This is a genomic window from Pseudanabaena sp. FACHB-2040 (genome assembly GCF_014696715.1).
Taxonomy (GTDB): Bacteria; Cyanobacteriota; Cyanobacteriia; order Phormidesmidales; family Phormidesmidaceae; genus JACVSF01.
This window is the reverse complement of record NZ_JACJQO010000005.1, coordinates 175,896-201,437: the sequence shown is the minus strand read 5'-3', so window position 1 is coordinate 201,437 and position 25,542 is coordinate 175,896. Positions and strand designations below refer to the sequence as shown.

Below are 25,542 nucleotides of genomic sequence, written 5' to 3'. Positions count from 1 at the left end.
GCATGGATTCTCAGCGGCGGGCACTGATCCAGGTTCACGTCTCGGTCTTTTTGTTTGGCCTAGCTGGGCTCTTTGGCAAGTTTCTGACCCTTCCTGCGAGCTTCATTGTCTTAGGTCGGACGGGCTTTGCCAGTTTGGCGCTGGGTCTGTGGCTGCTGCGGTATCAAACCGCTCTGCGGCCCACAAGCCGCTGGGATTTGCTGGGACTGGTGGGGTTGGGCGGGCTGCTGGCCTTTCACTGGTACAGCTTTTTTCTAGCCATTCAGCTGTCTACGGTGGCGATTGGACTGCTGACGTTTTCCAGCTTTCCGGTCTTTGTCACGCTGCTAGAGCCTTGGTTTTTTAAGACCCGCTGGCGCTGGCGTGATGGTGCGATCGCAACCGCAGTCCTCTTCGGCGTTGTTCTAGTGATCCCTGAATACAGCTTTAGCGCCAGCAGCACCGTTGGCGCGATCTGGGGCCTGCTGTCGGGTCTATCGTTCGCGCTGCTGCAGCTCGTTAACAAGGGCTACCGGCAGCGATATTCGGCATTTGCGATCGCGCTGTACCAAAATGTCTTTGCCTGCCTCAGCCTTCTGCTGGTCACGCCCCTGTCAGCAGCCCTGCTAACCCCCTATAGCCTGGGCCTGCTGCTAGTTCTAGGCGTGCTCTGCACTGCTCTGGCCCATACCCTCTTTATCGAGAGCCTGGCAGTGCTACGCACCCAGCTAGCCAGCGTCATTAGCGCTTTAGAGCCCGTCTACGGCATTCTCCTGGCAGTAGTTTTGCTAGGGGAAATTCCCAATGCGAGAACGCTGATCGGGGGGCTGTTGATTTTAGGCACAACGACGGTGGCGACTTATTGGGAGGGTGAGGGGTAGGGGGTGGATGAGTAGGGGAGATAGGGAAGGCGTAGGAGATAGAAAAAAGCGTCTTCTACGCTGTATAACTCCTTACCACCCTCCCACTCATCCACCCTCCTACTCCTTCTTCTCTTCTCGCAAATGCCGAGGTCGCCAGCCAGGAACGCTCTTTTGCGGGGCGCGGGCGACGACTAGGCAATCGTCGGGTACGTCTTTAGTGATGACAGAACCTGCGCCAACGGTGACGTCGGAGCCGATGGTGATGGGGGCGACTAGGACGCTGTTGGAGCCGGTTTTGGTGCGATCGCCAATTATGGTTGGGTGCTTTTTATAGCCGTCGTAGTTGGCGGTGATGGTGCCTGCGCCAACGTTGACCTGAGTTCCTAGCGTGGCATCGCCCAGGTAAGACAGGTGAGCGACGTTAGTGCGATCGCCTAGCGTGGCCTTCTTGAGTTCAACGAAGTTGCCGATGCGGCAGTTCTCTCCAACTACAGCATGGCCTCGCAGGTGCGCATAGGGGCCTACCCGTGCCCCATCCTGGATCACGCTGTCGGAGATGACCGAGAAGGCAACGGTCACGTTGGCCCCGATCTGGCTGTCTTCGATTAGGCTGCCGGGGCCAATGCGGCTGCCGGTGCCAATGGTGGTGTCGCCCCGCAGGTGAGTCTGAGGCTCGATGATGACATCGGGCTCGATGTGCACTGTGGTGTCGATGGTGGTGCTGATGGGATCGATCAGGGTAACGCCAGCGGCCATCCACTGGTCTTTGATGCGATCTTGCAGAATGGCGTAGGCTTCGGCCAACTGCTTGCGGTTGTTGATACCCAGAATTTCCTGGTAGTCTTCGACGTTAAACGCCATCACTGGGTTGAGGTCTTTGACTACGTCGGTCAGGTAGTACTCTTTCTGGTCGTTGTCGGCCTTGAGGTGGGGCAATACCTGCATCAGCGCTTGCCAGTTAAAGCAGTAGGCCCCGGCATTGATGCGGGGGTTTTGGCGCTGGGCAGGGGTGCAGTCGCGGTGTTCGACGATTTCGGTGACGATGTTTTGGTCGTTGCAAAAGACGCGCCCGTAGCCGGTGGGGTCGGGTAGCTGGGCGGTGAGTAGGGTGGCGGCATTGCCCTTCTCTTGGTGCGTTTTCACCAGGTTTTCAATCGTGGAGGGGCGCAGCAAGGGCAGATCGCCGTTGAGCACCAGCAGATCGCCCTCAAAGCCCTCCAGATGGGGGATCACTTGCTGAACGGCGTGCCCGGTACCTAGCTGTTCGGCCTGCTCGACGAAGGTCAAATTGGGCCGGTGAGACAGGGCGTTTTGCACCTGGTCTTTGCCAAATCCAAAGATAATGAACTGGTGCTCTGGGTTGATTCCAGAAAGCCCTTCTAAGACTCGCTCTACCATCGTTTTGCCGCCCACCGAATGCAGAACTTTGGGCAGGCTCGACTTCATCCGCGTGCCTTTACCGGCGGCCAAAATTGCGACAGCTACCATCGACTTGTGTTTCCCTAGGCTGGTTGCTCAAGGGAGTATATCGCGGTTTAGGGGTGTTGGGGGGTGGGAGGGTGGATGGGTTAGGGGTGGATGGGTGAATGAGTGGGAAGAGGTGGTAGGAGGCAGGGGAGCAACATGGCTCCTCGTTCACTGCGCCCTGCATTGGAATGTCTTGGGGAGACTCTGCCTCTGCTATAAAACTGAAGCCTTAATCGGCGGCTAGGGTCGTGTGCTAAAAGATCTTGCTTATTTGTTGGTCGGCAAAGTTACGGTGAACGTTGTGCCAACATCCACCTCACTGGTTACTGAGATCGTTCCACCTGCTTGCTCAACCACCTGTTTTACAATTGCCAACCCCAGGCCAGTTCCCGGAATCTTACCGACATTGCTGGCACGATAAAAGGATTCAAACAACCGTGTTTGATCAACTGAGGGAATGCCAATGCCCTCATCCTGTACTTGAAAGATTACGGCCTCTGCTTGGCACTTCAATTTAAGCCAGACGGTGCTTTGAGGCGCTGAATATTTGATCGCGTTAGACACTAGATTCGTCAGAACCTGTCGCAGTAGCGATTCATTGACGCTGGCCATCAAGCGCTCGTCTTCGCAATCGACCTGAACTATGTGATTGGTTCCCGTGCCGACTTTGATTTCTTCAATCAATTTGCGGCAGAACGGCTCGATCTCCAGCAGCGGAGCATTAGCAGCCAATCCACTCATTTCAACTTTGCCGACCGCCAGAACATCGTCGAGCAAAGCCGTCATGGATTCGACTGCTGTTTGAATCCGTTGGGAAAAGTCGGTTCGGCGTTCCGGTGGCAAGTTGTGCTGCTCTAATAGGCGAGCAAACCCAGAAATGACATTGAGGGGATTGCGAAATTCATGGGAAACCATTGAAACGAAACGAGACTTTAGCTCTTTGAGTTCGCGTTCTTGCTCTAGTGCAGTTTGAAGCTCAAGGGAGAGCCGTCGCGATCGCAACAACATTTCCACCCGTGCCTGCAACTCCAACTTTTCGATCGGTTTGCTAACGAGTTCATCGACGGTTTGCCAGAGATGCCGCGTCAACAGTTTGACATCCGCCCGGAGCGTAATCAGTAGGACTGGCAAAAATACAGGCTGCTCGGCTTGTTTTCTGGCCCGTACCCATTCCCATGAATGATGTAAGGCCGAACCATCTAGAATGCACAGGTCAAGCGGTTCGTTTAGCAGTGGAACGGCTTTCCCTGCCTGCACCACAGATTCTCCGACTACGACCTCGTAGTATCGTTCAAGCCACTCTGCTAGGAGGCGGCGATTTTCCGTTTGCTCAACAAGGATCAAAATTCGGCTCATCGCTTACTCACCTTCCAGCAGTTCGGGGATACCCGTGAGGATGCCTCGAAGCTGCTTGAGCGGAGTGCCAACCTTAATCCCGTAGCGACTGATTTTAAATTCGCGCAATGTTTTCTCAAAATCGCTCATCCGCTTTTTGAGCACACCAATCACTCGCCGCAATTCGCCTTGTATTTCCAGGTAGCGCAGAAAGATAATGGTATCTGCTAAATAGCTAATGCCAATTTCAGTTGCCCGAAATTCTCCCGTAATCGATTCAACCTCGTTGATTAGCAAGACAGCAACTCCCATATTTTGCAGATACTTGCAAAGGGCATGGAGGTGAGGCGTTAAGTCTTCGCCTCGAACTGAAAGCCGGTAGCCAGACACACTATCGATCATGACAATTCGCACCTGCTGGTGCTCGACTTCCTGTCGCACGAGGCTAGCAAATTCGTCGGGTGTGTAGTGAAGCGGTTCGATTTGCACGATCGAGAGGGTGCCGCGCTCCTGCATCGCGTGAACCGGAACATTGACGCCTACAGCCCGATGCAACAGCGTTTCCCTGTTTTCCTCAAAGGTGTAAATCACCGATCGCTCTCCCCGTCCGGCCGCCTCTTTCATAAACTGAAGCCCTAGGGTACTCTTTCCCACGCCACTAGGCCCGCTGAGGATCGTGATCGTGCTGCGCTCAATGCCACCATGCAGCAGTTCGTCAACTTCTGGAATCCCAGAGGAAATGGTTTCCGTTGTAATCGCTGCTCCAAACACTTCGGGCAGCAATCTTGGAAACAGCTGCATTCCGTTACTAGTGAGGCGAAGACTGTGAGAGCCGTCTCGAAAATCACTCCCTCGAAACTTAGAAACACTCAAAGTGCGAGCGCCCTCATTGAAATCCAAACTGAGGACTCCATCGCTCATGAACTGCAAATCATCGTCAGGGGCTTCGATGCTATGTTCTGAAGTAAATAGAACCGTCGTGTCTTGCTCTGTCAAAAATCGTAGAAACGACAGTACCTGTTTGCGAAATTGGAAGGTATCTGTAGCCAGGTAGCGAAACTGCGTCATCGAATCAATGAAAATTCGCTGTGGCTTTAGGGTTTCGACTTGCTCCACAATGCGCTGGGTCGTCGGTTCGCGCTCTACTTCAGCAGGTGAGAAAATATCGTAGGTCTGCACCTGAGCAAAAAATTCGGAAGTCGGGCTAAGGTCAAGAAAGGTGATGCCTTGAGTGTCAAAGTCCAATCCTTCAGCCGTTCTTTGGAGTTGGGCGACAGTTTCTGCCAGCGTAATAAACAAAACAGGTTCGCCGTTTGCCACCCCCGACGTTAAAAAGTGCATTCCCAACGTTGTTTTGCCGGTGCCTGGTCCCCCCCGAACTAGGTAAGCACAACCGGGAACATAGCCGCCGTAAAGAATTTCGTTTAGTCCCGAAATTCCTGTAGATAGACGATCGATAGACATCTGCAAGCCGCCACCTCGACTCCACTGACACTACAAAACAGTGAAGTAGGGCTGTCTGGGCCAAAACCGTAGGTAAAGCTCCTCTGAAAACGCTGATACCTCGCTAGAGCTACCCACAATTTTAGGAAAGACGCACTACTTCACACCCTTGACTGCACCACTACACACTGCCGACTCACACTATTACACACACTACTGGCACAGCAGGTCGTTAAACTGCAGCCTTAGATCATCACTGTGGCACAGTAAGTCACTAAACTGGCACAGCAGATCCTTAAACTGCAGTTTTTAGATCGCCGATGTAGCACAGTAGACCACCAAGCTGGCACAGCATTTCTACTAGCGACGAGGCCCAGCCATTGGCTACAAAAAAATCCCAACACAAACGCCTGCGTCGCCAACTGACTACAGCCTAAGCAGGCCCTCCCTCGCTCCAGTGCTTTCCTCGTCTCCTCGTTTCAATGCTCTGCATTTGAATGCCCCCAGTGGCTCTGCCTCCTAAGATTAGCGGCAGAGCCACTAGGGAAGGTACCCAGACAGAAGCCTGGATACCCGAGCAGAGGCTATTCAATCAGCAGGTGTTTGGTCAGAATCCGTAGCCATTCGTTAGGGCGACCTGTAGGAATGGGGCCGCTCCAGTCGTTGGGGTCGGCGAAGTGGAGGGTATGAAGGGTTTTGACGATCCTGTCGCAGTAGAGCAGGCTGCCGTAGACGACGATGCGGCCTTGTTCGCGGTGGGGTACCTGCTCAGCAGAAACGGTGGGCGACTGTGCGCCCGAATCGGGTGATTGAAACATTGGGTTCTGGTTCCTTTGGTTTGTGGATAGAAACCTTTCCTGCGTCTGTCATCGCGAGCCTTGGCACAGCAATCTCTGGGGGGTAAGCCCTCTTGAAACAGCTTCGCCTCACTCGTACCAACAGGCGTGAGGTCAGGTTGAGGAAACCAGAACTCAAAAACCCTGACCAATCCCGCTACATAGTGCAGTGGAGGATGATCAGGGTATCATCACCCTAGATCTCCGAGGCTGCTACGGTCAGTTTTGGGGATTTAGCTGTCGGTCGGTGGCGCAAACACTTTCCGACAGCGCCTAAGGTTTTCGAGTTCTGTATACCGCTGCCGCGTGCGACAGCTTAATGATTGAGCATAGGATAGGGGCGCGGCTGCGTCAACCGTATTGGCGCTGAAAGTCTTCTAGCCTCTTTGAGAACTCTGTTACCAGTTCAGAATTCGGTGCGTCCCGCTGAAGCAATAGCGCACCTTACAAAACTGCTACTCTTCATAGTTCAAAGACCAACGTCCTTCAATTAGACAATTCAATTCAGCCTTTATGTGCTTTAAATATGCTGCTTCTCTAAGAGTCTTTCGATTATCTGAAGAAAATATTTTATAAGTATCTTCTAAGTTCAGGCTGTCTATAAAGTCAAACCTTTTCAACGCTTTCACAGACACCCCGAACACCTCAAGTGTTTGCAGATAGTTCTCCTGGGCCGTCAAAAAATCCTCAAAGTACTCTATTAGCTCTGGGACTACAATAAACTCGACACGATGTCCCTCAAACAGATATGTGAACACAAACAATGGTTTATATTCCTTCTCATCTAAGCCACAAAAGGTTTCTAGGTTCATCCAAGCATTTCGAACCTTTTAGGAATATCGCTTGTGGCTTGAATTAAACAGGATTGTAAAGTCATTGAGATTTGTAACCATCACCAAGCAACGAGTTTCTAGTTCATCCATGTATTCTCCAATCACGATTGATCGGATAACCGGAAATAACAGGGTGGTCTTATTCAACGCCTTGAGCAACCGTTTAATTTCTCGGTACACCTGGGGCTCTTTAGAGGATGTTTGAGAAGTACCACAGCTTATCTGGATCCCCCCTGCCCCCTTGAAAAGGGGGTAAAAAGTCCCCCTTTTCCTACGCCTTTGGCGCATGCCCGTAAGGGCTATAGGGGGATTAGGGGGATCTTTGTCAAGCGAGTGCATCGAAGAAAACTTCTCAAACGAGCTAAAGTCAGCTAGTGCCCTGAGCCGCTTCCTCAATCACTACGCTTGGTCAGTGCAGGGGATGATTCGCCAAGTTCGAGGGGCACTGCGAGAGCAACTGAAACGCTATCGGCCCCGAGGACGGCGGCCTCATTTGCAGGTGATCCTGAATTTGATGGCAAGCAGGACAAAGATAGTGTTAATGCCCAATGGTCATTAAGCCATGTTTACGGGCTCTACCATGACATATAGCGGGCATTGCAGCACCAGATTTCTCGTTAATGAGCCTTTCTACTCTATCAATCTCACAGCAGATTAACGCACTACCCTTTTGCGTTTGAGGGTTGAACCTGCACCTAGAGCGCCAAAGGCTAGAAAACTTAATGTAGAGGTAGGCTCAGGAACAGGCTGAGTGCGGGCTAAGGCAACAGCGCCTAGTCCATCGTCTCCTAAATAACCATTTGATGGGACTGAGGTTATAACTCTTACAGTCTCACTAGGATCTATTTGCAATACAACGATTCCGCTTTCGGTTCCTGCAAGAAACTGTTTATCCTTAAATAGTAAAGTGCCGTTAAGAAAAATGTCATAGCGATTGTTCTCATCAGGATCTATAAGCCCAAAAAATACCTTATCCGTAAAAGATGTAATCTGTAGCTCGTTCCCAACAAACTTATCTGATTGATCGAAAAAGGTTAAAACTCCTGGTTGAGAGATAGGTAAAGGTGTTTTATTGTTAGATATACTGAACACTACCGTCTTATCAACTGAAAGAGTTGGAGACGGATTAAGACTGGCTGTGCCAACATTCTCGAACCGGCCATCTGTAGCTAAAATTGAGCTAATGCTTTGTCCTGTAATTGAATTAGGAATTTCAGTAACGAAGCTAAACGCTTCAGCTTTACTCTGGAGGAAGAGACTGCTTACAAAAGTGAGAACTCCAGCTAGTAGGACAGGGAGTTCTAGCGAGAACTTTCGTGAAGTCATAAATTACAGGCTGTACTAAATTTAGTAATTTTAAATTAATTTATTTGCATCTAGAGAATTATAGACAAACCTATGTTCATCAATTTTTTATCTGTGTTCATCAATTCTTTAATTTTGATCTAAATAATTATGTACGTAATTAGGCTATGCATTATCGCTTCTTTCTTTACAGAATAATAGTTAGAGAGTCTACGTAGTATGTAATTGAGCGATTGCTTCATCTCTTGCTTCCTCCTCTGGGGATGGCAAATTATATGAAAATCTATGCATTGTACGCATATTTCTTAACACTTGAGAGGCCCTTAAAAGCCTTACCCAGCGGAAATTTCCAGCCTTTTCATTACTTAGACTCATATCGAGATAAACGAATTAAGAGAAGAAAAGTAAGCAAACTCAGATTTTGCACCTAGAGATTTGTACTTGCAATCCATGTCTCTGTAGTAGAGGACCGTTTATATTTATGAACCCGACGGTTCAGTGACCACCCTATTAGCCCCTGACTTCCTTAGCGGCAGCCCCATCCTGTCAGGATTCACCCTAAATTTGCGGGAACTGTGGCCTGAGTAGAAGACAGCAATGGTAGGGCTGGCAGCGCCCACCCTACTTAAGCACCTGGGCTAAAAATCGCTCAGTGTAGTAGATCGCTAGCTGACTGCTGGGGCCATTGAAGACCGCATCAAAAGCATGATCGGCCCAGGGAATTTTGATATAGAGGGCTGAGTTGCCCGCCGCTAGAAGCTGTTGGGCTAGCGCCCTACCATATTGGGCCTGTACAACATGGTCGCGCCCGCCGTAGAACATCAGAGTAGGCGGCAGCTGAGGCCGCACTGCATACAGAGGAGACGCCTGCTGATAGCGCTCTGGCTGTTGGTCAGGGCCGTTGCCCAAAAAGGCCGTTAAGACAGCGCGGGTATCAATTGGGTCGGGCACCGGCGGCTGGCGGTAGGCCGTCGCCAAATCGACCGGGCCATAGAAGTTAACGACACCTCGTAGCGGCGGAGCCTCATCGCTGTAGGCCAGCAGCATAGCCAAATGCGCCCCAGCAGAACGACCCAACACTGCCATGCGAGCCGGATCAACGTCGTATTCGGCGGCGTGGGCGCGAATGAATGCGATCGCACCCCGCACATCTTCCAACTGAGCCGGAAACTGATACTCGGGCGCATGGCGATAGTCGATGGCGATGACTGTATAGCCCTGCCCGGCTAGGTAGCGATTCAAATCGGCATCTTGGGTGGGGCTGCCCCGCTGCCATGCGCCGCCGTAGATAGCAATTAGAGTCGGGTGGGGAGCACGCTCTAGGGGCTGGTACACGGCCAGAGTCAGCGGCACACCATCGGGTTCAGCAAAGGGAATGCCGACCGTTTCTCGCACAGATGGCAGGGGGATGCCTGTAAAAGCAGTACGCCAGCGAAAGGGACGGGGCTGAAAGGCTGCTATGGGGGTCGCCGGATCAACCCCAAGCTGCTGCTGAAAGGTCAAATTGGCCTGCTGCACAACGGCGGGTAGCTGCAGACTGGGCAGGCTGCTAAGAACTAGGGCCAGGGCACTCAAACCCAGAGCAATGCGGCTAAGCCTAGCTTTGCCCGCCCAGCCTGCAATGAGAAGTGCGATCGCATTTGCCCCCAGCAGCCAGGGACTAATTTCGGGAGCCCCAACCGAGAGCGGCAGCAGCGCAAAGACCGGGGCCGGAATCACAATCCACAGGCTCAGAAATAGCCCAACTGCGCTAAGCAGCAAAGCCAGCCAAGAAATGGCTACAGACCCTATTCGCATCGATGCCCCCAAGTTGAGTTACCGCTGATCCCGTCGCCGCTATAGCCAGTTGCCCACTACGATCAGCGGTGCCCAGTAAGCGGGGTGGGCTCCATCGCCGCCCGCTGCAATGACTGCTTTTTGGGCTGCCTGTAGAGCCTGAGCTTTGTTAAGCTCAGGCTTGATCAGCCCAGTATAGAAACCGCTGACGAGCTGGGCGGTGGTGGCATCGTCGATGGTCCAGAGAGATGCGATCGCACTGCGCGCCCCAGCACGAATCGCCACGCCTGCCAGCCCCAAGGTCGAGCGATCATCGCCCACGGCCGTTTCGCAGGCCGTCAGAGAGATCAGCTCAAGCGGCTCAGCATTGGGCGAGCTGCCGCGAATTAGGCGCTCCAGTTCGCCAAAGGTGAGCTTTTCGCCCTTGCCAGTGACGATGAACGTGTCTTTAGGATCGCCCCCAAACTGGCCGTGAGTGGCTACATGCAGCAGCGGAAAGGGCCGCTGAGCCAAGGTTTGCCCCAATCGCTCGCGGCTAAACTCACCATTGAGCAGCGCCTGACTTCCCGGAAACTGAGTGAGCACCGTATTAATCTCGGTGGGCACATTGCGCAGGGGAATGAAAGACTGACCATCGGCGGTCGTGATACTTTGACTCAGACCTAGGGCCAGGGCCTGCAAATTTTCTTCCCGCAGGGGCCGAAAATCGGTCAGCGTTAGAGAGGGCGTAGTGGCCACGGCATAGCGCTCGATCAGGTAATGCTGGCCGTCGTACAGAGCCGCCATCGGCACACTGCGCAACACGCCATCCTGCACAAACACTAGAGTCGTGGTACCGCTGGCCTGCAGGGCAGATTCAAAGGGCTGGATCAGCCAGGCGTAGAGCTGTTGGCTGCTGCTGCTGTCAAAGGCGGGGTCGCGGTAGCGCTGCAGCCGAATGCGAAAGTCAACGACAGTCTTTTGCAGCAGCGAACTGTCGTCTACCCAAGCTAGCTGCTGCGACCCATCGGGGAAGCGGGCAATAAGCGCAGTGCGCTCCGGCAAAATGATGGAGCTGATGACAGTAGTGGCCGAGCTGGCGCTGACCTGGTCTACCCGCGTTTGGCTGATGGGGGCAATCACGCAGTCGCTGCCAAAGTAGCTCTGCAGTTCAGCCAGCTTGAGCGAGTCGGCGGTAGTCAGGGCGGCCTCCAGGTTGACTGAGGTTGCCTGCTTGGGAAGTGCGATCGCACCTTCTGGCTCTAGCTGGAGAGCAATCAGCTCCCGGTAAATCGGTGCGACCGTGTCTCGAAAGTCAAACTGCAGCTCCTGGTCAGCAATCAAAATGTCGTTGCGAATCACCTCTAGGGTGGCTATAGCCTCTTGGTAAGCCGCTAGGGCCTGCGCCTGCTGCCCCTGCGCCCGATAAATTCGCCCTAGCTGCCACTGCCACAGGTAGGTGCTGTCGGTCGAAACCAAAGCCTGATCGGCGGCCCAGAGTGCCTGCTGAGTAAAGCTAAGAGCAGTCGGCAAATCGCCCCGGCACTGGCTCAGGTGGCCCAGTTCACCCAGAGCAAAGGACGCTGCTCGGTCATCATCAATGCGGATAGCAATGGCCTGGGCCTGCTCTAGCCAACGCTGGGCCTCGGCTTGGTGAACTCCTGGAACGCAATTCAGCGTGGCGCGACTGGGCTGGTAGGACTTAGCCAACGTAATGGCAGCATAGGCCGTTTCGCGGCTAGGAGGCAGTTGGCCGATCAGTTGACCCAGCCGCTGACGGCTAGTGTCAGCCTCGGCAGAGCGCTGCTGACGCTGGTAGAGGGGCAGCAGACTGAGATGCGATCGCACCTCAGCCCCAGCATCCTGCCGCTGGCGGGCTACCTCCAGCCCCTGCTGCAGATAGGTCAGCGCCTGGGCCTCTTGTGCCTGGGCCTGGGCCTGCAAAGTTTGAGCAAATTCAATAATGCCCAAGCTTTCAGACGAAGCTGCCCGCCGATAGCTGGCCTGAGCCAGCCGGATGTAGGTATTGCCCAACCCACTCAGCATAGAGGCCTGATACTGGTCTAGCCCGTGAGCCTGCACCAGGGCCAGCCCGGTCTGAAGTACCTTGAGCGCCTGCTCATAGTCACCCCTGAGGCGATAGGCTTCTCCCAGGCTGCCCAAAGCGGCAGCCTGTCCTACCGGATCGGCAGCGGCTTGGGCTAGCGACAGCGCTGTATTGGCCGCGCAGTCCATTGCGCTTCCGGCTTCGCCCTGGGGCAGGCAGAGTAGGGCAATGGCTCGGCGGTGCTGCCCCAGGCTGGTATAGACTTGGGCCTGTTCGGTCAGCGTGTGGCTAACCTGTGCCAAGTTGCCTAGCTGTCTGTGGGCCGCCGTGGCCTTTTCCCAGTAGTTCAGGGCTTCTGGGGTTTGCCCGATCTGCTGATAGGCGCGGGCCAGGTTCTCCTGCACAGTGGCCTGTTCTGCCAGAGCAATGCCGACCGGAAAAGCCGCTAGCGCCGCCTGCCAGTGCCGAATCGCCATTGCATAGTCGCCGCTCTGGTAGGCCGCCACGCCCGACTGCACCAGCTGGCCCGGAACAGCGGTGCTCCTGCTCACTTGAGAAAACCCTGGCAGTGGGGCCAGCCCCAGCCAGAGCGTGAGAATGAGACTGCTTAAAAACAGAAGGGCGGCGGTGCGGCGAGGCCAACGCTGAAACATGAGGAGATGGGGTATTTAAAGGAGAATGACGTTTTGATCAGGGTGAGGCGGCCCTGTTGTTATGGTAGGCAAGTCTACAGGGGAGTTGGCTGAGGCGACTGTAAACAATCTTTAGGGCTGGCCCTTGAGGGGGCTTTTAGGGGGCATTGAAGGGGCTTTGAAAGATGCACCTCAGCATAGCAAAGGGACGTAAGGGAAAAAGTAATGATTTGGCAAACTATATCTCGTCCACGGTTTATTTTGGCTGCGATTGGAAGTGGCCTGATCGGGAGTGCGATCGCAGTCTTACCAGCATCGGCCCAGGTGACGGAGGTGATCCCAGACGGATCTCTGGGCACGACCGTAGACGCCTTTCCCTCGACTTATCTGATTGAGGGCGGTGTAGTCCGCGACCAAAATCTGTTTCACAGCTTCGAAACGTTCAATGTGGGGGCTGGAGACGGGGTTTACTTCTTCTTGCCCCCTGGTGATCTGGCCAACATCTTTGCCCGCATTACAGGCGCTGCAGCGTCCTCAATTAATGGCTTGGTCAGCATTGTCCAGGACACAGGGGGCGGGTTCGAGGTGCCAGACACCAACCTATTTTTGATTAACCCCTATGGCGTTGTGTTTGGCGAGGAGGCGGCGCTGAGTGTAGGTGGAGCCTTTGTCGCCACCACTGCCGACACCCTACAGTTTGGCGAAGCAGGTCAGTTTAGCGCCCTCAACCAGGAGGCACCGTCGCCGCTACTGACGGTCAACCCCTCTGCTTTTCTCTTTACTCAAGCAATCCCAGGCTCGATTGTCAGCACCTCTCGCGCCGATGCGGGCACAAACTACTTCTTGAGCCCAGCTCAGGGGCTGCGGGTAGTTGACGGTCAGAGCCTGATTTTGCTGGGAGATCAGGTTTTGATTGATAACGGAGGCTTGAACGCCTTTGGGGGTCGCATTGAGCTAGGTGCGATCGCAGGCACAGGCTCTGTAGGGCTGGCTCAATCTGGGGGCAATCTACAGCTCAGCTTCCCGGCAGCTGTCGAGCGCGGCGACATTGCCCTGCTCAACGGGGCGCAGCTTAGCGTCATTGGCCCAGATCGGGGAGAGATAGCCCTTTATGGCCGCAGCATTGACATCGCTGGAAACAGCGAAATCGCGGCAGGGCTAGGGCCGCTGGCAGGCGATGAAAGCAGCCGGGCAGGCGATATTGAAATCAACGCTACCGGGCGACTGCGGCTATCGGAAAGCAGTGATCTGTCGAACAATGTGTATCTTGGCTTGGGCAGTACGGGCAATATTGCGATCGCAGCCCAAACCCTCGAACTGCTAGGGGGCAGCACCATCGCGGCCTTTACCTTGGGCCAGGGCAGCTCCGGCAACATCACCATTCAAGCCGAAGATACGATTCGCCTCGCTGGCACTGGCCCCAGCGGAGAGATCAGCCAAATCACGTCTACCATCCTTATTATCGATCCCGAACTGGAGAGTACTGCTCAGATTGGCAACGTGACGCTTCAGGCTCCTAAGGTGGTCATGACGGACGGATCGCAGCTAATAGCTTCGTCGTTTTCACCCGCGATTAATGCGGGCAATATCCGGATACTGGCTAGCGACCAGTTCAGCCTCAGCGGCGAAGGCACCTTGATTCAGTCCATCACCAACAATTCAGGCAATGCGGGCGATGTCGAAATTCAGGCTGGTTCAGTCCAGGTCACTAACGACGCGATTATCACCACCTTGACCAACAGCACGGGCAATGCGGGCGATGTGAATATCCGGGCAGGCTCGCTGCAGATTAGCAACGATGCCGTGATTACGACCTTGACCAACGGCACAGGCGATGCGGGCGACATCAATCTCGATATCAGCGGCACCGCTCGCTTTATTCAGGGAGGTCGCCTGGTAACAGCGACGGCTGCCCAGGGTGACGCCGGAGATATTGTCCTGAGAGCAGGCGAGGATGTGATCATCGATGGCGTCGGCCGCAATGAAGACTTCAGCGGGATTTCTAGCTCGGCAGACGAAGGCTCCCAAGGCCAGGGCGGCGATATTCTGGTTACGGGCAGATCGCTCTTTGTCACCCAGGGCGGCATCATCAACGCGGCAACCGGCGGCACTGGCCAGGGCGGCACCCTAGAACTCAACCTGCGAGATCTGTTGCTAGTCGATGCCAGCAACATCACGACGCTAGCTCTGCAGTCTACCGGGGGCGATATCGTCATTAATGCCGACCGGGTGCGCCTCTCAAACAGCGGCGACATTTCCACTGTGGTCTTGAGCGGCGAGGGTGGGGGCGGCAACATCTTCATGACGGCCCGCTCTGTGATTGCGCTGGGCGACAGCGACATCCTGGCCTTTTCTGTGGGCGGCAGCGGCGGCAACATCGTGCTCAATACGCCCGCTTTTTTTGGCGAGAATTTCCAGCCCGCCCCGCGCGGCACCAACCCAATTGAGCTAGACGGCAATGATCGAGTAGATGTGAATGCGAGTGGTGCGATCGCAAGTGGTGCGATCGCGCTGCCCGACGTCAGCTTCATTCAAAACAGCCTAAGCGAACTGCCCGATACCGTGGTTAATCCCGATCAGCTCATTGCTGGCAGCTGCATCGCGCCGACCGTAGCAGGCACCGCCTCTCTAGTCATCACCGGCAGCGACAGCCTGCCGGCCCACCCTGGTGAAGCCGCGCCCGCGCCCTTTGCCACCGGCTCAGTTCAAGCTATTCCAACCCCCACCAGCTCCGCTCCCTGGCAGCCCGGCGACCCCATCGTAGAACCCAACGCGGTGACTTCTCTGGCCAATGGTCGGCTCGTACTGGCCCGAACCTGCCTAGAAAACCAGTAACCGCCATTCTCTAACTTAAAAAGAAGCGGCCTCAGTGTTTTGCAAATCCAGCTCAACGGCCTGCCCTGGCTCCACCACCACCGAGGCAAAGTTACCGCTGCCCGAAAATCGATTGAGATAGAGATTTTCGCCCGATTCTGCAAAGACGGTATATTCTCCCGCTGCCAGCTCAGCAGCATAGCGACCAGCCTCATCGCCGCTCACGCGAACCACAAGGGCAGGATGATCCTGGGCCTCACTAACAGGCCAATAGGGGCTGCCAGTCGCCGGAATCTGGCCTGCGAAAATCCAGACAACAGTTTGAACAGGTTCAGCCTGACCCAATGAAGCAGACCCAACAGAGGGCATCTGGTTGCCGCTCAGGCGCAAAACCTGACCTTGAATGCCCTGGGTAACTGGAGCAGTGCTTTCATGCAACGGTGAAAAGGCCATAGTGGCAAGGGTAATGAGACTACTGAGTAGGAACATAGCTTTACGAGGGGGTGGGTGGGGTATGGGGAACGGGGAAGCAGGAGGGATGGGAGGCAAGGGAGCAAGGGAAAGAGGTGGAGAGATGGGGAAGGTGGGGGAGACGGAGTATCAATCCTTCTTATTCCCCCAGATCTCTTGCTCCCTACTCCCTGCGGCCTCTTACGCTAGGGCAAACTCCTTAGCGGCCCAGGCTGGTTGCTGGAAAGCTGGCAGCAAGTCGTCCTCCAAGGAAAAACCAGAGTTGGATACTGGCTCGCTCAGGTCTGTGATATAGGAGAACTGTTCTAGAGCCATTAGATTCAGCTGGTAGGGCTGGAATACAGCTTGGCCGCTGCCGGGGACAGCTGCTGCCTCAGAGGAGTTTGAGAACAGGGGGGAGTTCGGGACCAGTGAGTAAGTAGTGATTGGTTCTGTGGGCATGGCTTGGGCAGGGGCGTAATCGGTCTGGGGTAAGCCCCAGGGAGTTTGTGCGCTCAGGTCAATTGCTGTGCCGGTGAGGATTTCTCGGACTTGGGCATGGGTAAGGTTGCGGTTGGCACTGAGCATTAGGGCGATTACGCCGGCAACGTGGGGAGCGGCCATAGAGGTTCCTTGCTTAAAGCCATACTGGTTGCCGGTGATGGTTGAGTAGATCTCGACTCCAGGAGCAACGACATGCTGCAGAGTACTATCGGAGCCAGCCAAATTGGAGAAAGAGGCAATGTTGCGGATGCTGTCAATGGCTCCAACGGAAATGCCGTATTGAGTAGCGTAGCGGGCTGGGTTGCCGGGAGACAGTTCGCTGCTGTTGCCTGCTGCGCTCACGGTAATGACGTTCTTAGAAGCGGCATAGGCCAGGGCGTCGGCCAGTTCGGGCGAGTCGGACCAGCTCAGGCTCATGTTAATCACCTGGGCTCCCCCGTCAACAGCGTAGCGAATGGCTTGGGCCAAACTGCCTGCATTAGTAAAAGAGCCGTTTTCCACGTCGCCCATGCGGATGGCCATGATTTTGGCGTCGTAGGCAACACCCGTCATGCCGATTCCGTTGTTGGCGGCGGCAATGGTGCCTGCTACGTGGGTGCCGTGGTCTTGGCCGATGTTATTGGTACCGGGGGTGACGTTGTTGTTGTTTTGACCTGCGCCAAAGTTCCAGCCGTAGTAGTCATCGGTGTAGCCGTTACCGTCGTTGTCGATTCCGTCGTTGGCAATTTCGCCTGCGTTGGTCCAGATATTGTCGCGCAGATCCTCATGAAAGATATCAACACCAGAGTCAATCACGGCAACGGTGATGCCTTGACCTGTGTAGCCCTTAGCCCAAGCTTCAGGAGCTTTGACCAAATCGTTGCCCCACTGCAGCCCGCCCAAGTCGGCTATGTCTTCAAAGTTATCTAGGCCTAGGGCTTTGGCAACGGCAGCAGCTGCGTTGACCAAGCCGTAGCCGTAGGTAGAGTCGAAGGTGGGCGGATTGGGATCGGGGCCGGGGTCAGGATCGGGGCCGGGATCGGGGCTGTCGGTAAATAGGTAGGCAGTGAGGTCGTACTCCCCGATTTCAAAGGCATCGTAGCTAGTGGCTCGCACAATGAATTGGCTGCCTGCCTGAACGTTAAAGCTGATTTGAGAGTCGCTGGTGCCGCCAAAGTCGTCGTTTTCCATCAAAACTGTGCCGGTGGCCGCGTCGATGATCTGCAGGTAAGTGTCAAAATCCCAGGAGTCGAGGTTAAGCTGCAGGTACCCGCTGTCGGGCATGGTCAGCAGATAGTCATCTTTATAAGCGCCAAACCGGGTGGGGTTAAAGTCATCGCACTCATCGAGCTGATCAAAGAAAGCATCGGACACGTCAGACACGCTGGGTTTGAGGTCTAGCACTAGGGCTTGAGCTTGGGCTACGCCAGTGAGTACATCGGGTGCCGGGTTCGCTATGGTTGCGACCTTTCCAGCGATACGTTGGGTGCTGGAGGGCAGGGAACTGACGGCAAATGCTGCAGGATCGCTTTCAAGGATTTGAGCGGTGGCGGCAAGGGCGGTAGCTTGGCTTTCAAGTGCGATCGCATTCTCCATCGACCACTCCGTACTCAAGGCCAGATTTTGGGAAGGCTGAAAACCCAGCGGATCAGCAGCGCCAGTATCGCTGAAGGTAAGGGAATTGAGTAATTCTGGTTTTTCGAACTGAGAAGCGTCGGAAAAAGAGGTGGGAACTAAGTTAGGGGACATAACTGTTGCTCGCTTTTGCCTTGTGTGATTGAGTGGGGTTTTGACTCAACTTTAGGGCTGCGAACGCGAGCAAACACTGGCTTTTTCAGACGGTTGAAGCGTTTCTTTTAGTAGCTTAAATTACCGAATTCGGCAGCGAAGATAGGCCTTTTTTGCAGCCAAGATTTCACTTTTAGGCAATCAAATAAAAAGGGTTCTGGGTAGGTTAAGGATTGCTTGAGAAGGGCCTTATACCAATTTCAGAAAAAACAGATGGGGGGTGGGAGAGTAGATGGGTGAATAAGTAGCGGCTATTAGAGAGTTGGTATTAGCTGACCTGATCTGTTCGAATGTGGGGGCACGATCAAATAGCCCTTCGCGCATGCTGCGCGAAGGGCTACGCTAGGGCCTGGGCTAATGCATCTCTACAGGGTGGGCTAAATCCCCAGCTTTTGCTTCAGCACTTCGTACAGCACTCGCGAAAGCTCCCGCCGCTGCAGATGGTGGCGATCAATCGGGGTGCGGGCAAAGGCTTTTGCATACACCTCTGGCAGGGCTCTCTTCACCAAAAAGGAAAGCTGTTCGCGGGTGATGGCCTGATCGGGGCCAAAGCGGCCCTCCCCTATTCCCGAAACCAGGCCGTGGGCGTATAGCGTTTCAATCGATTCATAGGCCCAGTGCTTGCCGGGCTGCACGTCTATAAAGGTGGGCTGAGCGGGAGTCTTCTTAGCCAGCTTCAGAACTTTGACCAGAGCGGTTGCAACAACAGCCCGACTGACGTTTCCAGAGGGTTTGAAATGCAGGTCGTCTACACTCTCACTGCGGATGATGCCCGCCGCCCCTAGCACCTGAATCGGCTCAAAATCTTTGTCATCGTGGGCCACGTCATCAAACCAGAAGATGGGTACGCCATTGCGGGCCAAATAGCCTTGAATGCGGCGAACGTGGGCTTCCTGGGTGGCAAGGTCGCGAGGCTGCACGCCTAGCCACGCTGCGACCACAGCCAGACAGCCGCTGGCCTCACCAATAGCCCACTCCATCGGATGCATCCGGTAGGCAGCGTTGGTGATATGGGTAGTGCCCAAGCTCTTGGCCGACAGCACTAGACCGTCGGTGTTGGCTGGCACCAGCGCCCCTAACGGCAGGGAAAAGGGCAGGGCCACCACATCTTTACCGCGAGGGCTGACGTGGCCCCTTTGATCGTTGCCGTGCAAATCCATGTAGTGGTACTGGCCGATGCCTACTGAGTCTTCAAAGCAGCGGGCCCTGACTTGTTTGGGAAAAAAGCTCTCGGCTACATCTTCGTGGCGAATGGTGGTCAGGGCCACGCCTCGGCGGGCTTCTCGAATGTAGGGTTCTAGGGCAATACCGTCTTGAGTCCAGGTGAGGTCGCCGCGCAGCTTCAGATCAGGAACGCCGTGGGTCTGCAGGAAGTGGATGTAGGCTTGAGCCCGATCGCGAGCCCGCTTGATGTGCATCTGCCGCTCCTCTCGGCTAACGCCCACCAGATAGCCGGGGCGGTAGTCGTTGCCGCAGCAATAGCGATCGGGTTCTTGGGAGGTGCCCCAGTTAATCACAGAGACATCACCGGGGGAGACTTTCTTTTCGTAGGGTTGCGATCGCAACACCCGCCGATAGCGAAAAATACCAAAGTCGCTAAGAAACTCCCATTTTTGCCAGTTGCCCCCGCCATCTTTGGTGTAGAACCGTCCGGTAAACTCATGAACGTTGAGCCAGGGGTCTTTGCCATAGCCGGGAGGGGCGCTGACGGGTACACCTCTACCAGGAAGCGTGTGCTCCACCAGCACATCGAAGGTAATAGACTGCTGGCACTGGGGCCGGGCATCCTCCGGCAAAATGGCTTCCCCCGTTTCATGGCGAGCTTCTTGCCCCACCCTAGATTCAATGCCGCCCACCTCCAGCAAATCGCCCAAATCCGTCGCCTCAATGGTGACCTGAGCATTTACGGTAAAGGTCGCACCGGTCTGGCTATTTTTAAAGACCACGCCTTTGACCCGACGACGGCCGCTGGCTGTAGGTCCAAACAGCACCTCCACCGGTTCGCTGTAGGGAATTAACTTCAGCTTCCCGTTGGTTAGGTAGGGGGCAAGGGCTTCGTTCATAGCCGTGGAGGCCACGACCGGCGTTGTTGCAAACGGGCTAACCCAGCCGCCACCAGGATTAAAGTCTTTGCGGCCTGCGACGGGCTGAATCTCCCGCTGCCGCTCTCGAAACTCGCGCTGGGCCTTGGAGATCGCAAACCGTTCGCCGTCTACGTTGTAGAGTCCAGCCTTTTCCTTAAGCAAGTCGCCATCATCTGAAGCCGGTAGGGCTTGGGCGGTAAACTGCCCACCCACCACCATCAGCGGCTGCACTAGGCACACATCTAGATTCAGCCGTAGGGCCATTAGGGTTGATGAATACGCCGCCGTCGAGCCACCTACCACCAGCAGCGAACAGGTCACCGTCGCACCCTGAGCAGGTCGGGTAAAGACGTGATCTGCAAAGACACCGTTCTTTTGGGTGACAGGGCCGGGCATAGTAACTCCTTAGCATGACAATGGGGGTGCCTTCCAGGGGGCAGACCTACCCCACAGGCCCCCAGGAAAAACACTTTAATTTATAAGAGTGAGATTAGCCTCTTTGCTAGCTACAGCTGCAATCTTCTCGAATTCGTAAAGAAATCAGCTTCGAATTCGTGAAGAAACGGCCCGGCTCCTAAGACGACCCTCTTCTGAACTAGGATTCCCTCTTAGCATTTCGTCTATACAGCCATTTTCGCCTGCATTGGCCCCTCATCCCCCCATCCCCCCAAGCCTGTAACTTACTGATCTGAAAACTGCTGTAGCACGTCCCTCAGCCATGACTGACTGGAGTCTCTTACATGCCCGCATTCACCAGACTGTGCAGGCGCATAAAACACCGCTGCTGCATTCGTCTTCAGGGGCGCTCATTCCCACTGGAGCGCGGCTCTTGGTAGCCGTGTCGGGGGGGCAAGATTCGCTTTGTCTGCTCAAGCTGATGGCAGATCTGCAGCCTAAGTGGCGGTGGCAGATTGAAGCAGTTCACTGCGACCATCGCTGGCGACCCGACTCGGCAGACAATGCGGCTTTTGTGGTGGACTTGGCTCAGCAGTGGGGCATTTTCTGCCGGGTGGTGCAGGCTGAGACGGCGCCCGGCAGCGAGGCAGCGGCGCGGCACTGGCGCTATGGGGTGTTTGAGTCGTTGGCGCTGGAGCTGAACTGCTCGCACGTGGTGACAGGGCACACGGCTACAGATCGGGCCGAAACGCTGCTCTACAACCTAATTCGGGGCAGCGGGGCAGATGGAATGCAGGCAATGACTTGGCTGCGATCGCTCAGCCCAGAGTATCCTGAAATCTCGCTGGTGCGGCCGCTGCTAGAGGTAACGCGGGCCGAAACCGCAGCGTTTTGCCAGAGCTTTAATATTCCAATTTGGGACGACAGTACCAATCAGGATCGGGCCTACGCTCGCAATCGCCTGCGCCTAGACGTGATGCCCTACCTGCGGGAAAACTTCAACCCCAATGTGGAGCGCAGTCTGGCTCAAACTGCCGAAATCTTGGCCGCAGAAGTTGAGTTTTTAGATCAGCTGGCCGAGGCACTATATCGGCAGGCTATGCTGTACCCCAGTTCAGATGGCCCTTGGCAAATTCGCAGAGCGCCGCTCAAGACAATTCCGCTGGCGCTGAAGCGGCGAGTGCTGCGGCGAGTGCTGCGGGAGGTGCTGTCGGTGCAGGTGACCTTTGAGCAGGTAGAAAAGCTGGTGTATTTGATTGATGCACCCCAACGCAGTCAGAGCGATCCGTTTCCAGGGGGTGCGATCGCACGCGTCGAGCAGGATTTAATCATCATTGCCTGACCTTACCCCCCAACGTACTTTGGGCCTCAACAGAAGAGTTAACCCTGCTAAACCCTCCGCTTCGAAAAGCCGCCAATCCCCCAGACCCCAACCCCAAGTAGGCCCAGCATCAGCCCAGGTTCAGGGACGGGCGCAATGTCTACCCGCACTGTTCTAAACGAGTAGCGGGGTGCCCCTTGGCTGTCGAAGCCGACAAATCCCTCGCTGCCAGGAATCTTGCTTAGGGTAACGCCGTAGGTCGGGTTATTCTCCAGACTAGTGCCAAAGGCGATAGAGGCAGTGCTGTTGACCAGATCGATCGCCTGCTCAGTAAACGCCCGCTGGTTGGTCCAATCGCGTAGGTCAAAGTCGTAGTAGCTAAAGATATTTTCCTCGTCGGGTACCTCACCCAGCGCCTCCTGCCCCGTCAGTGACGTTTTGCCGATAAAAGAGGCTGTTTTGGTGAGGGGGTTAAACTGATCGCCCTCGGTTAGGTAGGTGGCCGTTACCCCAGAGATAGTCCAAAAGCCGTCTTTCTCCCCGACAAGCGCCCCTGATATATCGGAGATAAACACGCCGCCTTCGCCCAGCACCTCAAAAATCACGTCTTCGGTGCCAGGGTTTTTGACAATCAGCGAGGTGTTTTCATCGACCCCGTAGGCGACATCAACCCCCAAATCAGAGGCTAGGCGAATGATGCGGCCCTGCCTGCCCCGCTCACTAAAGTGGCTGTCGAGCAGGCCATAGTCAAAAAAGCCTAAGCCACCTAGGGGATTGTAGTAAAGCGTGTTGTCAAAAGGAGGGCTGCCGATGAAGCTTAAAGATCCATCGCGCAAACCCTCGTAGCTTTCGCCATTGGTAATCATCGGGGCGCTGGGCTGCACTGCCGTGCCCGCACTGGTGCCTGCGATCACTGCGCCTGCATCAAACTGTCCCCGCAGCGCCTCGATCAGAGCAGTGTCGGTGCGGGTAGCGGCAATTGGGTCTTCGTTAAAGAAGCAGTCGGTGATGAAAGACTGATCGCCACCTGTGAAGATAAAGGCGTTGCGATCGCGAATCTGCCCTACTACCGCCGAGCCGCTGTCGTTCTTATAGCTGGCACAGTCATTGCGAGTAATGGGAATGTACTCTACATCAACGGCGCTGCCATAGAGTGCATCAAAGTCTTCAAGGTAAAATCCGGCTGACCGCTCCGGCGTGCTGCTAGCAGTAGAAATAATGCCAATTTTGGCCGTGTCTAGCCCCCCGGCTAGGTTGACGATCTCCTCATAGATAGAAACCCCATACGCCTCCGAAGCACCACCACTGCCGGGAAAAGCCCAATTGCCCCCCGTTAACACCAGCGTGCCAGCCTGGGCACTGGGACTCATAGTTAAGGCTAGAATGGCGCAGCCAAGGCTAACTACGGTCGCGGTCTGAGGTCGAAAAGAGGTCATAGGATGCAATGTGCTTAAAAGGGGATAGTGGTCAGTAACTGATGCGCCAAAACATGGCTCACCGACAAACCCAGCTACGATTCAGACGCACCTCAATACTTACCACTGGCTCCCGATTTTTAGGCTTAAGAGAAACTTAAGCGCTAAGGTAAGTCTTTACTCAAGACACCGATGTCAATGACCTTAACTGGAGCGGTTTGCAAATCCCCATCAGCAGGCCGAAATTAAAGCCCCTTGCTAATACCAATTCTCTAATAGCCGCTATTCATCCACTCATCTACTCTTCCAGCCCCCTATCTGCAGCGCTTTTTTCTGGAACTGGTATTAGGGGTGACAGGCTAAAATCTTTCATTTGCAGCCATGTACATCCCCACTGCCTTTAAAGAAGAAAACCTTGATAAGCTCGTCGGCTTTATGCAGGCAAACAGTTTTGCCACCCTGGTTTCTACGGTTGAAGGCATGCCGTTTGCCTCCCACGTGCCGCTGGTCGTCACTATTGAAGATCAGACTGTAAAGCTGACAGGCCATCTGGCCAAAGCCAACCCTCAATGGCAAGCATTTGCAGCGGCAGAATCGCTAGCAATTTTTATCGGCCCCCATGCTTACATTGACCCGGCTCTCTACGAAAAACAGGAGAATGTGCCCACTTGGAACTACATTGCCGTTCACGCCTACGGCAAGCCCCAGTTAATCACGCTTGATGATTCTCCTGAACAGATGGACCAGATGATCGAAGGCATGATCAACGCCTACGGGCCTGACTTTAAAACCCAATGGAAAAGCCTGTCGAGCCAGTACCAAGAGGGCATGATGCGGGGAATTGTGGGCTTTGAAATGGCCGTGAGCCGGTTGGAGGGGAAATACAAGCTGAGCCAAAATCGCAGCTTCGCCGATCAGCACAGCGTAGCTCAGGCTCTACAGCAAAACCCCGATCCGACTGCTTCAGCTGTTGGAGAAGTAATGCAGCAGAATCTTGAGGCTAGTTAAAGGCCAAGTAGGGTTGCAAACAGCAAAAGAGGAAAGTATTTGCTAGAAATGCTTTCCTCTTTTGTAATTCAAGCTGTCTGCGGTTTGTACCTATTGGCTACTAGCCTATGGCTACTGACCCGCTGCACCTTCCGGCCCAGCCGTGTTCACGATGTAGTTATTGACTTCACCCTCAGCAATTGGGGCCAATCTGCCCTGTTGCACCAAAGCCTGATGGATAAAAGCAGCAATCTCTCCCCGCGTAGCAGGGCGATTGGGACCTAGCACCTGAGGCTCGGGGTAATTGACAACTATACCGGCTTGGGTAGCGTCGGCAACACCAGTCACTGCCCCTTCAGGAATCTCGTTCGCATCAACGTACTGATTGCTGACGATGGTAGAGGCATCAGCGGAAGGAGGTGCAGTTTGGGTACTAGTGGCTGCCGCAGTGGGGGCCGCCGCGGTTTGAGCACCGTCAGTGGGGGCGGCTGCGGTTTGAGCGTTGTTATTAGGAGCTGTCCTATTGCGCTGGGTAGGCGTCACAAAGGGCTGCATTAGAGACGTCATAGCCATTGGCATCATAAATGCCCTTCTCTGAGCCTGGCGAGTTGCTGGGGCAGGTTGCTGAGCAACTGGCTGTTCTGTAGGGGTGGTGGTGGTGGCCGCCGCCGTCGGCGTGTCTTCCTCCACAGCTGCATCCAATTCTAAATTTTTAGCCAGAGAAGACAAGACATCTACGCGGATAACTGCGTCATCAGGTCGGAAATAACCCCCTGGATAGTCGTTCATGAAGCCCATTTCATAAGCTTCTTCAATGGCATCAACAGCCCAGTGGTCCGCTGGTACATCCTGATAAACGCTACCGCTGGCAATGCGTCGCTCCGGCTCCTGATTAAAAGCCTGCCGCAAAACAGCAGCAAATTCGTCACGAGCCATCGTTTCTTCTGGCCTAAAAGTACCATCTGGGTATCCTGCTAAGATACCGTCTTGTGTCAGAGGCCGAATAAAAGGCTGTGCCCAATGACTGGCAATATCAGGAAAAACAGCAGCCTGCTCAGGTGAGGCAACAGCAGCAGACCGCTGCAGAGATATTAGAGGGGCAAATGTTCCAACCAGTAGGCCCCCTACCAGAGCAGATCCACCTAACACATACCAACGGTTTGCAGCTGACATCATGTATTCTCCAAAAAATTCATAGCACGTCCTTGCCACCCAACCTACCGGACTGTTGAGGTTTAATCGGTCTATCATCTGATAGAAACTAAGCAAATTCAATCTGCAAATAGATTGAACAACTGCGCTGCAAAAG

The 25,542-nt window shown here is 54.7% G+C and carries 17 protein-coding genes; 4 read left to right on the top strand and 13 right to left on the bottom strand.

Annotation, left to right across the window (positions count from 1 at the left end; all coding sequences use genetic code 11):
- The first annotated feature begins 2 nt into the window (after window positions 1-2).
- A complete protein-coding gene (locus tag H6G13_RS04625) occupies window positions 3-860 on the top strand; it encodes a DMT family transporter (RefSeq protein WP_190481997.1) in 858 nt (285 codons plus the stop codon).
- 99 nt (window positions 861-959) lie between these two features.
- On the opposite strand, the gene glmU is transcribed toward H6G13_RS04625, so the two are convergent.
- The 8 genes from glmU to H6G13_RS04585 form a co-directional block, all read right to left on the bottom strand.
- Entirely contained in the window at window positions 960-2,330 is a 1,371-nt protein-coding gene (gene glmU, locus H6G13_RS04620) for a bifunctional UDP-N-acetylglucosamine diphosphorylase/glucosamine-1-phosphate N-acetyltransferase GlmU (protein WP_190481996.1), read from the bottom strand.
- 246 nt (window positions 2,331-2,576) lie between these two features.
- Window positions 2,577-3,665, bottom strand: coding sequence for an ATP-binding protein (locus H6G13_RS04615; protein WP_190481995.1), 1,089 nt, complete (start codon window positions 3,663-3,665; stop codon window positions 2,577-2,579).
- A 3-nt stretch (window positions 3,666-3,668) separates the two neighbouring features.
- Window positions 3,669-5,108, bottom strand: coding sequence for an ATPase domain-containing protein (locus H6G13_RS04610; protein WP_190481994.1), 1,440 nt, complete (start codon window positions 5,106-5,108; stop codon window positions 3,669-3,671).
- A 563-nt stretch (window positions 5,109-5,671) separates the two neighbouring features.
- The gene (locus H6G13_RS04605) at window positions 5,672-5,905 is read right to left on the bottom strand and encodes a hypothetical protein (RefSeq protein ID WP_190481993.1); all 234 of its coding nucleotides are present in this window, start codon (window positions 5,903-5,905) and stop codon (window positions 5,672-5,674) included.
- Between the two features lie 473 nt (window positions 5,906-6,378).
- Window positions 6,379-6,735: a hypothetical protein gene (locus tag H6G13_RS04600; protein WP_190481992.1), complete on the bottom strand. Its 357-nt coding sequence runs from the start codon at window positions 6,733-6,735 to the stop codon at window positions 6,379-6,381.
- 675 nt (window positions 6,736-7,410) lie between these two features.
- The gene (locus H6G13_RS28290; protein ID WP_199305736.1) at window positions 7,411-8,082 is read right to left on the bottom strand and encodes a PEP-CTERM sorting domain-containing protein; all 672 of its coding nucleotides are present in this window, start codon (window positions 8,080-8,082) and stop codon (window positions 7,411-7,413) included.
- Between the two features lie 600 nt (window positions 8,083-8,682).
- The gene (locus H6G13_RS04590) at window positions 8,683-9,858 is read right to left on the bottom strand and encodes an alpha/beta hydrolase (RefSeq protein ID WP_190481991.1); all 1,176 of its coding nucleotides are present in this window, start codon (window positions 9,856-9,858) and stop codon (window positions 8,683-8,685) included.
- Between the two features lie 39 nt (window positions 9,859-9,897).
- On the bottom strand, window positions 9,898-12,516 hold the full coding sequence (locus tag H6G13_RS04585; RefSeq protein ID WP_190481990.1) for a CHAT domain-containing protein: 2,619 nt from the start codon (window positions 12,514-12,516) through the stop codon (window positions 9,898-9,900).
- Window positions 12,517-12,720: 204 nt separating this feature from the next.
- Between H6G13_RS04585 and H6G13_RS04580 the strand changes: the two genes are divergently transcribed.
- Window positions 12,721-15,330, top strand: coding sequence for a filamentous hemagglutinin N-terminal domain-containing protein (locus H6G13_RS04580; RefSeq protein ID WP_190481989.1), 2,610 nt, complete (start codon window positions 12,721-12,723; stop codon window positions 15,328-15,330).
- Window positions 15,331-15,345: 15 nt separating this feature from the next.
- Here the strand turns inward: H6G13_RS04580 and H6G13_RS04575 are convergent, their stop codons facing one another.
- From H6G13_RS04575 to H6G13_RS04565, 3 genes are all read right to left on the bottom strand, one after another.
- A complete protein-coding gene (locus H6G13_RS04575) occupies window positions 15,346-15,762 on the bottom strand; it encodes a hypothetical protein (protein WP_190481988.1) in 417 nt (138 codons plus the stop codon).
- A 198-nt stretch (window positions 15,763-15,960) separates the two neighbouring features.
- Window positions 15,961-17,991 (bottom strand): S8 family peptidase, encoded by a 2,031-nt coding sequence (locus H6G13_RS04570; RefSeq protein ID WP_190481987.1) that lies wholly within the window; start codon window positions 17,989-17,991, stop codon window positions 15,961-15,963.
- A 416-nt stretch (window positions 17,992-18,407) separates the two neighbouring features.
- Window positions 18,408-20,510, bottom strand: coding sequence for an FAD-dependent oxidoreductase (locus H6G13_RS04565; protein WP_190481986.1), 2,103 nt, complete (start codon window positions 20,508-20,510; stop codon window positions 18,408-18,410).
- Between the two features lie 322 nt (window positions 20,511-20,832).
- Between H6G13_RS04565 and tilS the strand changes: the two genes are divergently transcribed.
- Window positions 20,833-21,852 (top strand): tRNA lysidine(34) synthetase TilS, encoded by a 1,020-nt coding sequence (gene tilS, locus H6G13_RS04560; RefSeq protein WP_190481985.1) that lies wholly within the window; start codon window positions 20,833-20,835, stop codon window positions 21,850-21,852.
- A 47-nt stretch (window positions 21,853-21,899) separates the two neighbouring features.
- Here tilS and H6G13_RS04555 read toward each other — a convergent pair whose 3' ends face one another.
- Window positions 21,900-23,267, bottom strand: coding sequence for a cyanophycinase (locus H6G13_RS04555; protein WP_190481984.1), 1,368 nt, complete (start codon window positions 23,265-23,267; stop codon window positions 21,900-21,902).
- 360 nt (window positions 23,268-23,627) lie between these two features.
- Here H6G13_RS04555 and H6G13_RS04550 point away from each other — a divergent pair, with 360 nt between their 5' ends.
- On the top strand, window positions 23,628-24,254 hold the full coding sequence (locus tag H6G13_RS04550; RefSeq protein ID WP_190481983.1) for an FMN-binding negative transcriptional regulator: 627 nt from the start codon (window positions 23,628-23,630) through the stop codon (window positions 24,252-24,254).
- Window positions 24,255-24,365: 111 nt separating this feature from the next.
- Here the strand turns inward: H6G13_RS04550 and H6G13_RS04545 are convergent, their stop codons facing one another.
- On the bottom strand, window positions 24,366-25,409 hold the full coding sequence (locus tag H6G13_RS04545) for an S-layer homology domain-containing protein (RefSeq protein ID WP_190481982.1): 1,044 nt from the start codon (window positions 25,407-25,409) through the stop codon (window positions 24,366-24,368).
- Window positions 25,410-25,542: the final 133 nt, after the last annotated feature.